The sequence below is a fragment of the Nostoc sp. CHAB 5836 genome, assembly GCF_020829445.1.
Classification (GTDB): domain Bacteria; phylum Cyanobacteriota; class Cyanobacteriia; order Cyanobacteriales; family Nostocaceae; genus Nostoc.
In genome coordinates this window covers 1-15,592 of the sequence record NZ_JAIVFV010000159.1, presented here as the reverse complement: position 1 = coordinate 15,592, position 15,592 = coordinate 1, and the positions used below count along the sequence as shown (strand labels likewise).

The following is a 15,592-nucleotide window of genomic DNA, read 5'->3' as shown; positions in this document are numbered from 1 at the left end:
TTTATAAAGTAAATATTAAGTAGGGTGTGTTACGGCTGTGTAGGAATTTGAGGGTTTGAGAAAGTCTAATTTAGCCGCAGGGCACCATATCTCCAGGTGCCGTACACGAGAGCTTTAACGCACCCGATAATTTAAGGTTTACTTTATAAATGCTCTCTAAAATTCTCTATTGCTGGCTGGTAATCACTGCGCTGCATCTGATCTACACCTAACTCCAAGAAGTCACTCGCTGTGATTTGAGTAATTAAAATGGGTGAAGAATGTGCAGGTAAAGTCCAAAAAGCAATAGGTAAAGCAACAATTACACTGAAAAATAATCGCCAGAAATAACTCATAATACCAAATTAGGATAGGTAGTATTATTTGATGTTCTTGGAACAGTCTCTTTGTCAAGACTCTTAATCCAAAATTGGTATAAGCATCCTATTTGAGAATTTCGGCAGCCACAAAATCCGCGGGACAAAAAGCCCCGCAAATTGTTAGTTCTTGAAGTTAGACTTTAACCTACTTCCACCCATTGTCTGCTTGTGAAAGCACATAAGCAGCTACATCTTCAATTTGGTTAGGCTTCAAACGTTTGCCGAAGGCGGGCATAGCACCTTTACCTTTTGTAACCTGGGCAATAATTGCCTCTGCTGAGTACATATCATACTTTTCCAAATCCGCCTTCTTCAGGCTTTTGGCAGCATTAACTAGATTCTTACCTCCTGCGTGACAAGAGGCGCAATTGGCACTAAATACTTTAGCCCCATCAGCAGCATCTCCTGCCAAAGCTGGACTGCTGAAGGCAAAGGTGAAGATTGCTATGCCTAACAGTATTACTGTAATCAATTTTTTCATTTCGTCGTGTTCTCTCTGCAATAACGGCTTATTCGGTGCAATATCCTCCATAATTGTCAGTTGAGCTGCTGCCATAGTCAAACGACAAGCTGTCAAACTTCCCTTGAAAGTTTTTGGATTTTGAATCTCTAGGGTTAAGGAGAGAGACTTTGATTTTCCCCCTTCCCGCATCGGGAAGGGGGTTAGGGGGTTAGGTTTTTGGTGGACTTTTCCACATAACCTGAATTGTCAGCAAGGCCCATAGGTGTCAACTTAACGTAAAAGTTATGTCCCGCAAGGAACTGAAGTTCCTTACTATATAGCAAAAGTCTTCTGTTGATGACTAAATATTCCCAAAAATTTTTACTCATCTTTAGATGACTTTAACTAAAAGCCAAAGAACTTTAGTTCAAGGCGGGTAACGAAGCCAACAGATAGGGATTTCTAGGCTTTTGTTGACACCAATGCGCAAAGCCTTGCGCTCTTACCACAGGAGCCTAATTATCAATTATGAATTCTTTTAACAGATCCTAGCTGAATCAGCACATCTTCTGTAACGCGACAAATTCGCCAATCATCTAATATAGATGCTCCCATACTATGGTAAAATGCTTGGGCTGACTCGTTCCAATCCAAGACACTCCACTCTAACCGCCCACAATCACGTTCTACAGCTATCTGAGCTACTTTAGTCAAAAGAGCCTTACCAATACCTTGCCTACGATATTCTGGTAAAACAAATAAATCTTCTAGATGAATTCCTGGCTTAGTCAGAAATGTTGAATAATTATGAAAAAATAAGGCAAAACCAATAGCTTGACCCGCAGATTCTGCTAATATCGCCTCTATATACCTCCGTGAACCAAATAAATGCTCTTTAAGGGCCAGAGCATTGCCAGCGATCGCGTCAGATAATTTTTCATACTCTGCCAGCCCCTGAATTAATTTAAACAGTACGCTGTAATCGGCGGGTTCAGCAAAACGCACAATCAAATTGCTAGGCGAAGTCATTCGTCTATAGTCCATAGTTGATAGTCTATAGTCTATCTGACTTTTCCCGTTATCTCCTTGAGGGGGCGATGTCTACGACGGGCTGCGCCTAGCTTACTATAAGTAGGTCGGCGCAATTAAAGATAACTGGTGATGGCTGTCATTTGTCCTTAGTCACTTGTACTGCCCTTAAGAGCGGGACGCACTCGCGTTCGACTACGCTCAGGAACCGCGAAGTCGTTGGCGGAGCCTCTCGTAGAGAAGTATTCGTCATTGGTAAGGGTTTCAAGCCTATTTACGTTTCGTCACATAGTTTAATTTATTTTCACCGACTTACTTAGCTCTATCCAAAAGTCCTATTCTTTCGTGGTTCATTGTCATTAAAACTAATTTGTTGACAATAAGTTCTAGTGTGAAACCCTTGAGATGAAAGTTGTTTCACGACTTAACGGGAAAAGTCAGGTTGCGACAACGGATAGCGCAGCGTTAAGGAATCATTGTAATTAAATCAACCAACCTTTTAAACGTTTAGCTATGTGGGGACGGCGCAATTTCCGCATGGCTTTGCTTTGAATTTGACGCACTCGCTCACGAGAAAGATTGAACATATTGCCAACTTCTTCTAAGGTACAGGGTTCGCTGGTTGTCAAACCATAGCGCAGAGAAATCACATCTTTCTCCCGTGGAGTTAACACGTCACCCAAGACTTCCCAAATCTCCTGACGCATCATGTTTTCATTCATTTTTGCTTCTGGAGACAGGTTATCTTCATCTTCTAGCAAATCCATCAATTCCGTGTCTTCTTCTTTACCGACGCGGTGGTTGAGAGAAAGTGCTTGTCGCCGTAGCTGTTGTAGCTGGCGTAGTTGTTGCACACTAATTTCCAAAGTTTCTGCCATTTCGCCTTCGGTGGGATTGCGACAGAGTTTTTGCTTGAGTTCCCGTTGGGCTTTTTTCAGCTTGTTCAGCTTTTCAACAATATGTATAGGTAGCCGTATTGTCCGTGCATCGTTAGCGATCGCTCTGGTAATCGCTTGTCTAATCCACCAATAGGCGTAAGTAGAAAACTTATATCCCTTATCGGGATCAAACTTTTCTGTAGCGCGATTTAAACCCATTGCTCCTTCCTGAATTAAATCCAGAAAAGGCACTCCGCGATTTAGATATCGCTTGGCAATAGATACTACCAATCTTAGGTTTGAGCGAATCATTTTACGTTTCGCTACTCTACCTTGATACAAGCGACTTTCTAATTGCTTTTCCGTCATTTCTAGCTCGGAAGCCACTTCTATTTTGCTGGGTTCCTGTCCCAGTTTTAACTCTAAAGCAGCTTGGATTTCTCTGACTTCCTCAACAAACCTGACTCGCCGTGCTAACTCTACTTCTTCTTCAGCTTTTAAGAGTGGATAACGCGCCATTTCCTTAAAAAACGCGCCGACAGCATCATCATGCTCGGTTTTATTGTATCCCGAAGGACGAGCCGCCGCCATCTCATCTCCATCGCGTTCGTCTGATTCCGGATTTTCTACTACAATTGGAGATTCTTCTTCTGCTACTGCATTTAAACTATCGAGTGATGGTTCTTCACTATCAGCAGCATTCTCCAGTATTTCCATTTTTCCCAATTCAACAATATTCATAGTTTTCTTTAGGGATTTTTGCTTTGTTTGGTACATAATATTTAGTTACAGCTACTCGTTTAAGGCTTGGTAGTTTTCCCTAATGGTCGATGCACCCGTTTATATAGCCAAATACAGACTGATGCTAATTTATCTATATAGGACTCCTACTTGATTTTGGAAAAAACTCAGTACATCTTTAATTCCTTTTTCCCTGTTCCCTGTTTCCTCCCTCTACAAGTGATTTCGTAATCAAATCCGATTCCTATAGTAATAAATTGACATCCACGTAGCACTTATGGGTTACGGTTTTATACAACTAAGACTTACGCAAAAATCCTCTTAAACTCTCATTCCTCCGTGATCTCTGCGTCCTCTGTGGTTCGTTTGACCTTCCCTTTGCGTAAGTCCTAACAACCTAGAACGAAATTGGTCTTAGCACCAAACAAAAGTTTCTTCTCAGGCTCACAACAGATATATTCTTCATTTTTTTCTGAATTATCAAATATGTCAAATCCCCCTCAAACTTTCTCAACCTTAACAAATATAAAAATATCAGCTAACCATCCAAATTTCTTAAACTTTCATATAGTTTTCTAAATATTTTTAATGTCATTGGTGTTGGAACTCACTGGATAAAACGAAAACCTAATGATCTGGTTATGCATTACCGATTTCATTTAAAGTTACCTACATGATACAAATTACAAGAATAACATCTTAAATATTGGGATGAGCTTGTTTGTATAAAAGCATCTCATATACTGAAAGGGTTGAATATCTATCGATAGGCGGAAAAAGGCTACTCCATATTTAGTAGTTGGAGTAACTTTTGGGGATTTAGCAAAGATGCTTTGATTTGTCAGGTAGGCACCAAATATTTATTGCACGTATAGAAGAAACAAAATTGTCTAGTAGATTACATAAGAGGAAACTTATCAATTATTATGAATACTAACAGTAGTGAGAAATACAATTTAAGTCGAAAAAAGCGAAAGATAGAGTGTAGTTAACTAGGTTGATTTTGACCAGCTATGTAAGGAAAATATCTAATGATAAAAATTCGATTTGATTGATCAATCACTTGTAGAGACAAGGAAGAGGGAACAGTGAAAAAGTAATAAAGGTGTACTGAGTTTTGTTCAAAAATCAAGTATGAGTACTAAATAAAATCAGTAATTATGTATATTAATGACATAAATTTATCTTCTTTAGTGGTCGCACAAGCTAGTGAATCGTACAAGTCAGATACAACCCTTAATCGATGGGTTGAAGTACTGGTAGATTGTCCAGGAAGTACAGGACTATTTACTTATCGATTGCCAGCCCAGTTAAAAATCAAACCAGGGGATATTTTGAGCGTGCCATTTGGGGCACAACAATTAGGAGCGATCGCGATTCGGTTACTGGCACAACCAAATGTCGATTTACCACTAGAAAAAATCCGGGAAGTAGAAGATATAGTCAGCGTTGGGTTTTTCCCAAGTACTTATTGGGAATTACTCAATCGAGTCGCTGGATATTACTATACGCCCCTGATTCAAGTGATCCGGGTTGCCCTACCACCGGGGTTATTGGGGCGATCGCAGCGTCGTATTCGCCTGGTTAGAGGCGAGGGGGCAGGGAAAAGCAGTTATTTACTGGCATCTCCTGATCCTTGGGCTTTTTTGACTCCAACTGCGCGGCAAGTTTGGGAACTTTTACAAACGCAGCCAACGGGGGACTACAGTTTCGTCTACCTCCAACAAAAAGTCAAATCTGCTTATCGGGGAATTCGCGAGTTATTGCGATTTGGTTTAGTAGAAAGCTACTTAGAACCGCCACGACAAACTCGACCAAAGCTGCAAAAAGCAGTCACGCTCACAGGTACAATCGACGACGGCTTAACTACTCGCCAACGAGAGATTTTAGAAGTGTTGCGGCGACATGGTGGGGAGTTGTGGCAAAATGAATTGTTGCAAATTTGCAATGCTAGTTCCTCTATCCTCAAGACGTTGGCGCAAAAGGGTTACATCGTTGTTGAAGAACGGGAAGTATTGCGAACAGAACAGGGCGCAGCATTAGTCGGCGATCGCGCCAAATCCTTAACTCCTGCCCAAGCTAGCGCCTTAGAAACAATCCAAACACTAGATGGATTTGCTCAAGTTTTATTGCATGGAGTCACAGGTTCAGGAAAAACCGAAGTATATTTGCAAGCGATCGCACCCCTCCTCAACCAAGGCAAATCCGCATTGGTTTTAGTCCCAGAAATTGGACTCACACCCCAGCTAACTGATCGTTTTCGTGCCCGTTTTGGCAATAAAGTCAGCGTTTATCACAGCGCCCTCTCAGACGGTGAACGTTACGACACTTGGCGACAAATGCTCACAGGAGAACCCCAAGTTGTCATTGGTACTCGCAGCGCCGTTTTCGCCCCTTTGCCCAACTTGGGTTTAATTATTTTAGATGAAGAACACGATAGCAGCTTTAAACAAGACTCCCCCATACCCACTTACCACGCCCGCACCGTTGCCCAGTGGCGAGCCGAATTAGAAGATTGCCCCTTGGTGTTAGGTTCCGCTACGCCCTCGTTGGAGAGTTTGGTAAGCGTGGGGGGGATGAGGGAGCAGGGGGGGATGAGGGAGCAGGGGGGGATGAGGGAGCAGGGGGAGATGAGGGAGCAGGGGGGGATGAGGGAGCAGGGGGGGATGAGGGAGCAGGGGGAGATGAGGGAGCAGGGGGGGCAAAATCTTCCTCATCCCCCTCATCCCCCTCATCCCCCTCATCCCCCTCATCCCCCTCATCCCCCTCATCCCTCCCACTACCTCTGCCTCCCTGAGCGCGTCAACTCCCGCCCTTTACCGCCGGTGGAAATAGTCGATATGCGGCAAGAGTTGCAGCAGGGAAATCGTTCTATATTTAGTCGATCGCTGCAAGCCGCTTTGCAACAGTTGCAAGAAAGAAAACAACAGGGAATTTTATTTATCCATCGCCGGGGACACAGTACTTTTGTATCTTGCCGCAGTTGTGGATATGTGCTAGGATGTCCGCACTGTGACGTATCGCTGGCGTATCACCACACCGAAGAAAAAGCGCCGGAATTATTGCGGTGTCATTATTGTAATTATGCGCGATCGCACCCCAAATTCTGCCCTGATTGCAGTTCCCCTTACCTAAAATTTTTCGGTAGCGGTACTCAACGGGTAACGCAGGAACTAGCGCGACAGTTTCCAGAGTTGCGCTTGATTCGTTTTGATAGCGATACCACTCGCAACAAAGGCTCACATCGTACCCTACTCACCCAGTTTGCCAACGGCGAAGCCGATTTATTAGTCGGTACGCAAATGCTTACTAAAGGTTTAGATTTACCACAAGTGACACTTGTGGGCGTTGTCGCCGCCGATGGATTGCTAAATTTATCAGATTATCGCGCCAGTGAACGGGCATTTCAAACCTTGACTCAAGTCGCTGGACGTGCTGGCAGAGGTGATGATCCGGGTAGAGTAATTGTGCAGACTTATACTACAGAGCATCAAGTAATTACAGCAGTGCGATCGCACGATTATCAGTCTTTTTCTCAAGCTGAGTTAGAACAACGCCAAGCACTCAATTATCCTCCTTATGGGCGGTTAATTTTGTTGCGTTTAAGCAGTCTTGACCCCATTCAAGTGCAAAATACGGCGCAAATTATTGCCACAGCGTTGAGTACAGAAGAAGAATTCGAGATATTAGGCCCAGCACCAGCGAGTATTTTACGAGTAGCTAATCGTTATCGTTGGCAGATATTGATTAAATTTGCCCCCGATGCCTTACCACAATTGCCAGATTGGGAAGAAGTGCGATCGCTTTGTCCTTCATCTGTGAGTTTAACTATTGATGTAGATCCCATAAATATTATGTAATAGTAAACCCCACCCCCCCAAAGCGTAGCTTTGTCAGAGTGGGGTTCAGTGAGCGATCGCTCACTGAAATATCCTGGGATGCATTAGGATACGCGAGTTTGAAAACACGCCCTAGCCAGGAAATACTGGTACAGACGTAGTACTTGTGTTGGTTCCAAAATTAACGTTGAAAGAAGGAAAGGTTCCGGTAAGGTTTGATTCCGGTTCCCCCCTTTTTAAGGGGGGTTAGGGGGGATCAATAAGTGCAAAGATACAGCCAAATACTTTTCAAACAACCTCTCAGGGGAGGTAGAAACCCCGACCCTTGTGGGCAGCTTTATTCCCTGTTCCTTGTTCCCTTTCATTCAAACAAACTTAAGCAAGTCAGTGAAAATAAATCAAACTATGTGACGAAACGCAAATAGGCTTGAAACCCTTACCAATGACGAATGACTAAGGACAAATGACAGCCATCACCAGTTATTTTTAATTGCGTCGACCTACTTAATCCAATTCCCGGCGTCCTTCCAAGGCCCTGGCCAAAGTCACTTCGTCGGCGTACTCCAAATCACCACCCACAGGTAAACCAAAAGCAATCCGCGTCACCTTGGTAAATGGTTTCAGTAGCTGACCGATATACAGTGTTGTTGTCTCCCCTTCTACACTCGGACTAATTGCGAGAATTACTTCTTGAGGTTTTTGCTGACTCACTCGGCGCTGCAAAGCCAGTATAGTCAACTGATCTGGCCCAATTCCATCAATTGGCGAAATCACCCCGCCCAAAACGTGATACTTGCCTTTGTATTCGCGAGTTTTTTCCAGCGCAATCACATCGCGAGGATCTGCGACAACACAAATAGTATTATTGTCACGGTTGGTATTGCGGCAAATTTCACAAACAGGTTCAGCAGATAAGTGAAAGCAAACAGAACACAAGCCGATCTGTTTTTTTGCCTCAATTAAAGCTTGTGCCAAAGCTTCTACTTCTGCTTCTGGTCGCTTCAAAATATGCAAGGCCAGTCGTTGGGCAGTTTTGGGGCCAACTCCCGGCAAGCGTTGCAATTGCTCAATTAACCGTGCTAAAGGACGTGCGTAAACCGTTGTCTTGTCTCCAGAATGTTTTTACCTTAACTATGATGACATTTTTAATTATTGCTTAGTGCTGACTACCAAAATACCCTTGATTCTCCTAGAGAAAGATACGTAATGAGTCAAATTTTGCGACAATGAATGTAGCGGGAACTATTGCGGAGGTGGAGCGATGACGGATAGTAATGTAAGAATTGTTTCCCTGATTCCCGGTGGGACAGAGATTTTAGCGGCCCTCGGGTTGGTTGATGCTATTGTGGGGCGATCGCACGAATGCGATTACCCTCCAGAAATCCACAATCGCCCCATTTGTACCCAAGCACGCTTGAATTCTAAAGCCTCCAGCAGCGAAATTCATGATCAAGTCAACAATTTATTGCAATCTGCTCTTAGTATTTATGAAATCAAAACAGATGTTTTAGAGCGGTTGCAGCCTACTCACATTCTCACTCAAGACCAGTGCGATGTTTGTGCTGTTAGCTTAGACGAAGTTGAAAAGGCAGTTACCACACTCATTGACAGTAAACCTCAGATTATTTCTTTACAACCCAATATTCTTCAGGATATTTGGGCTGACATTGAGCGAGTCGGCAACACCTTTAGCGTAGACTCAGTAAAAGTTCTAGAAAATTTAGAGGCTCGTGTCAAAATTTGTCAGCAAAAAATCCAAGGACTTTCTTTAAATGAAGTGCCTACTGTCGCCTGTATCGAGTGGACTGATCCTTTGATGGTCGCGGCAAATTGGATTCCGGAATTAGTTAACTTAGCAGGAGGACAATCTCTATTTTGCGCTACAGGTCAGCCTTCTCGTCGCTTGCCGTGGGAAACACTATTAACAACCAATCCCGATGTAATTGTTTTTATACCTTGTGGCTTTGATTTAAATCGCACTCGCCAAGAAGCCAATTTGTTAACTCAACGTTCCGAGTGGGAAAAACTGCACGCGACCAAATCTGGTAGGGTCTATATCACCGATGGTAATTCTTACTTCAATCGTCCAGGGCCGCGACTTGTAGATTCTTTAGAAATTTTAGCAGAAATTTTGCATCCAGAAATTTTTGAATACGGCTACAAAGGAACTGGTTGGGAACCTTTGTAAAATATCGATACCAACTTTTCCGCATCGAACCTCAACCCGTCCCAATAGCTCTCGCTTAGGGACTTCACGTCATGTGCAACTTTACTCTCAAACCTAACCCCCAACCCCTTCCCTACTAGTGTTGGGGAGCAATAATCAAAGCCTCTCCCCGAAACGGGGAGAGGTTGGGAGAGGGGTTTTAAGAATAAGTTGCACAAAGATTTAAGCTTGCATTGGGATGCTCCCCAACTAAATGTCAGGTACTTGACAATCTGTTAGCTTTGAGCAACAGCCTCTTTCGCTAAGAACTTCTCTAATTCTGTCAGCGCATCAGCATCAACCTTAGTTTGCATTGGGCAGAACTTAGGCCCACACATTGAACAAAATTCAGCAGTTTTATAGATATCTGCTGGCAAAGTTTCATCGTGATATTCCTTAGCTCTTTCTGGGTCGAGTGATAATTCAAACTGACGGTTCCAATCAAAGTTGTAACGCGCCTTAGAAAGTTCATCGTCTCTATCCCTTGCACCAGGGCGATGTCTAGCAATATCAGCCGCATGAGCCGCTATTTTATAGGCAATCAACCCATTGCGCACGTCTTCGGCATTTGGTAGACCCAAATGTTCTTTGGGTGTCACATAGCACAGCATTGCAGTACCGTACCATCCAGCCATCGCTGCTCCAATGGCTGAAGTGATATGGTCATAACCGGGAGCAATGTCTGTCACCAATGGCCCCAACACATAGAAAGGTGCTTCAGAACACTCTTCCATCTGTTTACGGACGTTAAACTCAATTTGATCCATTGGGACGTGTCCAGGCCCTTCCACCATCACCTGTACATTATCTTCCCAGGCTTTGCGAGTTAGCTGTCCAAGGGTTTTCAATTCAGCTAATTGTGCTTCATCTGAAGCATCATGGGTGCAACCGGGACGCAGGGAATCTCCTAAACTGAATGAGACATCGTACTTTTTGAAAATCTCAATAATGTCTTGGAAGTGTGTATAAAGGGGGTTTTGTTTGTGGTGATGCAACATCCACCGCGCCAGAATACCGCCGCCACGAGAGACAATACCAGTGATACGGTTTCTCACCAAAGGCAAATGCTCAATCAAAATCCCAGCGTGGATAGTTTGATAGTCTACTCCTTGCTGGGCGTGCTTTTCGATGATATGGAGAAAATCATCAGCAGTCAGGTTCTCGATTGTGCCGTGGACGCTTTCTAAAGCTTGGTATACTGGCACCGTCCCAATCGGAACAGGAGAAGCCTTGATGATGGCGGTACGAATTTCATCCAAATTACCGCCGCCTGTAGACAAATCCATCACGGTATCAGCACCATACTTCACCGCCAGATTCAGCTTATCAACTTCTTCCTGAAGATTAGAAGAGTTGGGGGAAGCGCCGATATTAGCATTTACCTTACATTTAGAGGCGATGCCAATAGCCATCGGCTCTAGGTTAGTGTGATTAATATTAGCGGGGATAATCATTCGTCCCCGCGCCACTTCCTCACGAATGAGATCATCTGGGAGATTTTCTCGTTGGGCGACGTAGTACATTTCTTCGGTGATCACACCTTGGCGGGCGTAGTGCATTTGAGATACATTACCCTGCCCACGACGTTTAGCAACCCATTCTGTCCGCATATTGATGAAATTCCTAGATAAACAGCTTCCCTCCGCTGGTATTACCCAGACTCAGGTGTTAAGGGTGTGATCTCAGCCTGGCTATGTAGGCACCCCTAGCATGGATGTAGTGTAGCACCTTGGTTATGTCTGCGGGCAAGGGTGTTAACAATTTATGCGGTTTTTTCGGAGTCTGGCGATCGGGTTAATATCATTCGTGAGAGTTTAAGGTCATATACCATTTGTCAATAAGCAATCATACTTAAAATATTTTCGATACGGGTTCTACTTCGGGCAAGTTATACTCCTTGAGGAAGAGTTGCCAAGCTTTTTCGGCTGCTTGCTGGCGTAGTGGGTTTGCTTCAAGAATTGGTGGATAATTTTTCATCTTTTTTCTATATGTTATGTATTGGTCATCTCCGAAAATGAATGTAGAGACGTAGCACTGCCACGTCTCTACAAGGGTTCTGGGTAACACATATTTAATTTCTACCAGATGTCTATAAATTTGCTTTTAAATCAAGGCTTACAGGCACTTATAGCCTAAATTTTAGCAATCCGATCTAAAAGGCAGCGAATAATGACTGTTATGATTGCCTAGTAAGGGTTTTAAGGTATTTTTCTAGCTAATTTAGCACGCTAATTACGCAAGAGCCGATATTTTGTCATTCCAAAAATCTCCAACATAAGAATAGTCGCGATCGAGAGAACCTGATCCACCTCCAGAGAAATTGGGATCTACAAAAATTTCGATTGACATAATTAATGCTCCCAAATTTGAAAAGTATTTATTTTTGGCTGTTTTGGGTCAATATCAATTCATTGACAAGTCATTCAGAGCGGAATTAGATGGTGCGTTCGTTAACGCACCCTACGAAGGCAGCGATCGCTTTGCCGTGAAACCTGTCTCAATCTCAAAGAGATAGCAAGTAGTAACAGATGTAAATAAGCTTTTTCTGTTACTACTTACAATTCTTTAATTTAAAAGCACTCTATAGGTTGGAAGCTGACTAGCAAAAACATCTCCTTAATGAATGTGCGATCGCGATCGCGCGGATGTACTTGGGACGGCGGCGAAACTTCAATGGGCAGTCGTTTTGGGCGAGAGGGTACTTTGTTTGGACGGTCGGGCGAGACGAAGCGATGGTGCGGCAGTACATTCAGAATCCTCCTATCTTCAAGGTTGGATTTCTAGTACTGATCTCTCACCAAACAGATACTGCGGATTCATCACATATAATTATACTTTGGACAAATGCACTTCATTAGTTTTCAGGCATAGCTCAATCATTTACACGACAACGTAAGTAAGTTGGTGTTAAAAAATTAACCTATGCAACAAAGTGTAAAGTCATCAAAGAGCTTATAAATGAATCGTTTCAGGGTTTTTACAAAACTCAACATACCTTGGTTTTATCGTACCGACTTACTTAGTTAATTTTCAGCCCTCGCAAAGCATAAGCTGCATGAAAGCGTTTCTTCAATTGGTCTGAGATACTAAAGAGCATAATGGTTAGTTTAGTGTCTATATTTTGCTACAAATGTACAGAACGGGATTCCAGATTGATATTAGCAGTCTCAGTAGATTTGCGATAGTAGTTTGCTGAAGTCAATTGGCATTGCTGAATCAAAATATGAATCAGGCGATCGCTGCAATATGACCAGAACAGCCCTTGACAAATATTGAATTGTGTCATCACGTTTGTAAAGTTATATGAAGCTTACTCCCCTACCTAATTAAAAAGTTAGGGGTTGTTTGTTAGTTTGTTTACATTTATTTATATCCTTGCGCGTTACATTTCTTGACACAATTAGTTAACTGTCGTGTTGTAGCTACTGTTTTAAGAAGGATCTTTAATCTTCATCTGCTTCAATCTCTTTTAAAGTTTCGATATTGAGACATTGAGAACGAATCAATCTCTCGATTACTTCTGCTCTAGTTAGTTCCATTTTTTCAGCGATAGCATCAACAAGCTCAATTGCTGTTGGGGTCAACATGATTTGAACCCGTTGCTTGCTTTCACCCCATTTTCCAGGCTTAACTCGATAATCTTTCGCCACTAGCGTTTTAACCATATCAACACCTACACATATATTCAACCAAATCCATTGTATACACACTTAATGATGTGTGTATATATGTATTAGATTAGATGTAGCAAAAAACAAAAGGCGACCGCGCCAGTCTCGCAAACTTAGCGATCGCCTTTTTAAACACCCACCATAAAGATGGAGTAATACCAATCATGACACACACTATCTACAGTCAACAACGGCTACAACAGAAATCCATAGCACGCCTCAAGCAAATCTACAGCGAAATCGCTTGTACAGTCGAAGTAATCGACAAACGCTGCAAGGATGCATGGATAAACGCAATCATCGCTCACCAATCCGCCCACCCTGAAAAATTCATCACCCCAGCGAACATAGCACTGACACCCATAGAAATCAGCTTTTACGACCACGAATACTATGCCGGGGATAAGTTGATCGCTGCAATCCATTACGACGACGACCTGACGCGACCTTGGGTAGTAATGGTGAACAACAAGGAAGTCCATCGTGCTTCTACGAACATACTTTGTCACCATTACATCTGCTCACATTACAAAGATGGTTCTTTACCAGCCCAGGAACAAAACGCTACAGACACGAATAGCACGACTGGTAACGCAATCAAGGCGGAGATATTCAAAGAGTGCGAGAAATACGGCTTTGAAATCCTCCACGATGGCATTTACAACAACGAGGTGAAACTGGGCGAAGTCGGATTCAGTGGCGGTACTTGGTGGGTAGTGGGTGCAGCAGAGCAGAAGCGCGTCCTTTGCCAGTCTGCCCTTGTTGCTGTTTTTAATGTTGTTCCATGAGAAACGAGCTTTTGGGATATTATGCTTCTGCGATCGCTTTTAAAATCTCAACTTTCAACCTCTGAACTCGGAAATCTAACCTTTTTGCTCGAACGTTGAGCCTTTGAACTCCAAAAATAAAGCTCAGAACTGGAAATGTCATGCTTTTAACTCCAAAATTCAAATTCTGAGCTTCAAAGTTGCACCTCAAAACGCTATAGCGGTTGCTGACGAATTATCTCTACCGTTTGACCGCATTTCTTTAGAAATGATTTTTCGTGGTTTGTACCATTTTAGTGTTGCCTATGATAAAGGCACAGCCGAAGACCCTATTAAGTATTTCGCTGCCAAAGAAAATCAAGATTTAGGGGTCGTCAAAGCGCTCCGAAAACCAGTCTCCAAGCTGGATTTATCGCCTTTTCCTGCACCCTCACGGACATTTGTGCAATTATCTTAACCTCTCACTGATGAGATGCGGTAGGTTATCGGACGCAGGTTGTAGAAAATTCTGGGCGGGTGGTTAATTATATTTATGATAATCTCGACCGACTCACTCAAGAGAAAATTACTGACTCGACAAATGGCGATCGCACTATTGACTATACCTTTGACCTAGTTGGCAACCGTTTAAGCAGGACTGACTCTGCTGAGGGGCTAACTACTTATGTTTACGACGGCAATAATCGCCTAACTTCTTTATCTCAAGGAACTAAAGTTACCCAGTTTACTTACGACAACAATGGCTCTATGAAGAGTCGCAGTGATGGAACACAGACTGTTACCTACGACTGGATTAACGATGGCGAGAATCGTTTGGTTGGTGTTACCACTACTAATACTAACGGAACTTCACACCAGCAATATATCTACGACGCATCGGGCGATCGCGTTGTTAGTATTGCTGATGGGGTAAGAACCAACTATTTGGTAGACCCAATGCGTGGTGTTTCTCAGGTGTTACTTGAATATGACGCTAATGGTCAAGTTACTGCTGAGTATACTTACGGACTGGGTTTAATTAAGAGCGATCGCAGTGGCAATGAGAATTACTATCACACTGATGGCTTGGGTTCTACTCGCGTATTAACAAATGCGACGGGGCATGTTGTTAATAGTTATACCTACGACGCTTATGGGCGTTTGCTGTCTAGTACGGGAACTTCCTCTAATTCCTATCAGTTTGCTGGAGAGCAACGCGATCGCCAGACTGGTTTAGATTATCTCAGAGCTAGGTATTATGACGCTGATTTAGGGCGGTTTATTTCCAAGGATGGCTTTGCTGGGTTTATGGATGACCCGATGAGCCAGAACAGTTATCAGTATGCTGATGCCAATCCGGTCAATTTCATTGACCCGACTGGATATAATAGCACGATGGCAGATTTGAGTGCTGCTTTCTCCATTATTGGTACATTAGCTGCGATAACAGGTGTCGGTGCTGGTGCTGGTTATTTGACTGGATCTGCATTGAATGGAGCCAGTGGCGAAGACTTGCTGAATCTGACTGACCAGTGGGTGGCTGGGTTTGCTAATGCAACACTTCATCCTGGACTTTCGCCTGCTCCGTCACGACACGGGAGCAGTGCTCCAAAGTTAGGTGCTTAAAATTCGGGTGCTAAATCACCTATTTAGGGTTGCGTAGGCGCAGCCCAACCTAGGC

General features: G+C 43.3%; 13 protein-coding genes, 2 pseudogenes and 1 riboswitch. Of the genes and pseudogenes, 6 read left to right on the top strand and 9 right to left on the bottom strand.

Going from position 1 to position 15,592, the window contains the following annotated elements:
• Nucleotides 1-143: 143 nt before the first annotated feature.
• From LC605_RS24850 to LC605_RS24835, 4 genes are all read right to left on the bottom strand, one after another.
• Nucleotides 144-335, bottom strand: a complete 192-nt coding sequence (locus LC605_RS24850; protein ID WP_229550172.1) for a hypothetical protein — start codon at nt 333-335, stop codon at nt 144-146.
• Between the two features lie 169 nt (nt 336-504).
• Nucleotides 505-840 carry a cytochrome c6 PetJ gene (gene petJ / locus LC605_RS24845; RefSeq protein WP_229550173.1) on the bottom strand — a complete coding sequence of 112 codons (336 nt, stop codon included), beginning with the start codon at nt 838-840 and terminating at the stop codon, nt 505-507.
• A gap of 483 nt (nt 841-1,323) precedes the next feature.
• Nucleotides 1,324-1,830, bottom strand: coding sequence for a GNAT family N-acetyltransferase (locus tag LC605_RS24840; protein WP_229550171.1), 507 nt, complete (start codon nt 1,828-1,830; stop codon nt 1,324-1,326).
• A 482-nt stretch (nt 1,831-2,312) separates the two neighbouring features.
• Nucleotides 2,313-3,485 carry an RpoD/SigA family RNA polymerase sigma factor gene (locus LC605_RS24835; RefSeq protein ID WP_229550170.1) on the bottom strand — a complete coding sequence of 391 codons (1,173 nt, stop codon included), beginning with the start codon at nt 3,483-3,485 and terminating at the stop codon, nt 2,313-2,315.
• 1,124 nt (nt 3,486-4,609) lie between these two features.
• Here LC605_RS24835 and priA point away from each other — a divergent pair.
• Nucleotides 4,610-7,309 (top strand): primosomal protein N', encoded by a 2,700-nt coding sequence (priA, locus tag LC605_RS24830; protein WP_229550169.1) that lies wholly within the window; start codon nt 4,610-4,612, stop codon nt 7,307-7,309.
• Nucleotides 7,310-7,792: 483 nt separating this feature from the next.
• Here priA and recR read toward each other — a convergent pair whose 3' ends face one another.
• Nucleotides 7,793-8,350, bottom strand: coding sequence for a recombination mediator RecR (recR, locus tag LC605_RS24825; protein ID WP_229550168.1), 558 nt, complete (start codon nt 8,348-8,350; stop codon nt 7,793-7,795).
• A gap of 199 nt (nt 8,351-8,549) precedes the next feature.
• On the opposite strand from recR, the gene LC605_RS24820 reads away from it, so the two are divergent.
• Nucleotides 8,550-9,476 carry a cobalamin-binding protein gene (locus tag LC605_RS24820; RefSeq protein WP_229550167.1) on the top strand — a complete coding sequence of 309 codons (927 nt, stop codon included), beginning with the start codon at nt 8,550-8,552 and terminating at the stop codon, nt 9,474-9,476.
• Between the two features lie 254 nt (nt 9,477-9,730).
• Here the strand turns inward: LC605_RS24820 and thiC are convergent, their stop codons facing one another.
• Entirely contained in the window at nt 9,731-11,104 is a 1,374-nt protein-coding gene (gene thiC, locus LC605_RS24815; protein WP_229550166.1) for a phosphomethylpyrimidine synthase, read from the bottom strand.
• A gap of 10 nt (nt 11,105-11,114) precedes the next feature.
• Nucleotides 11,115-11,211: riboswitch (TPP riboswitch) on the bottom strand.
• A 134-nt stretch (nt 11,212-11,345) separates the two neighbouring features.
• A complete protein-coding gene (locus tag LC605_RS33120) occupies nt 11,346-11,471 on the bottom strand; it encodes a hypothetical protein (protein ID WP_267868652.1) in 126 nt (41 codons plus the stop codon).
• A 632-nt stretch (nt 11,472-12,103) separates the two neighbouring features.
• Between LC605_RS33120 and LC605_RS24810 the strand changes: the two are divergent.
• A pseudogene (locus tag LC605_RS24810) lies at nt 12,104-12,352 on the top strand (transposase); the annotation flags it as partial.
• Between the two features lie 266 nt (nt 12,353-12,618).
• Here LC605_RS24810 and LC605_RS24805 read toward each other — a convergent pair.
• On the bottom strand, nt 12,619-12,780 hold the full coding sequence (locus LC605_RS24805) for a hypothetical protein (RefSeq protein WP_229550165.1): 162 nt from the start codon (nt 12,778-12,780) through the stop codon (nt 12,619-12,621).
• 157 nt (nt 12,781-12,937) lie between these two features.
• Nucleotides 12,938-13,159 carry a ribbon-helix-helix protein, CopG family gene (locus tag LC605_RS24800; protein ID WP_229550164.1) on the bottom strand — a complete coding sequence of 74 codons (222 nt, stop codon included), beginning with the start codon at nt 13,157-13,159 and terminating at the stop codon, nt 12,938-12,940.
• Between the two features lie 170 nt (nt 13,160-13,329).
• Between LC605_RS24800 and LC605_RS24795 the strand changes: the two genes are divergently transcribed.
• The 3 genes and pseudogenes from LC605_RS24795 to LC605_RS33115 all read left to right on the top strand — a co-directional run bounded on the left by LC605_RS24795 (nt 13,330) and on the right by LC605_RS33115 (nt 15,537).
• Nucleotides 13,330-13,953: a hypothetical protein gene (locus LC605_RS24795; RefSeq protein WP_229550163.1), complete on the top strand. Its 624-nt coding sequence runs from the start codon at nt 13,330-13,332 to the stop codon at nt 13,951-13,953.
• A 199-nt stretch (nt 13,954-14,152) separates the two neighbouring features.
• Nucleotides 14,153-14,356: pseudogene (locus LC605_RS24790) on the top strand (IS4 family transposase); the annotation flags it as partial.
• A gap of 92 nt (nt 14,357-14,448) precedes the next feature.
• The gene (locus tag LC605_RS33115) at nt 14,449-15,537 is read left to right on the top strand and encodes an RHS repeat-associated core domain-containing protein (protein WP_229550162.1); all 1,089 of its coding nucleotides are present in this window, start codon (nt 14,449-14,451) and stop codon (nt 15,535-15,537) included.
• Nucleotides 15,538-15,592 lie beyond the last annotated feature (55 nt).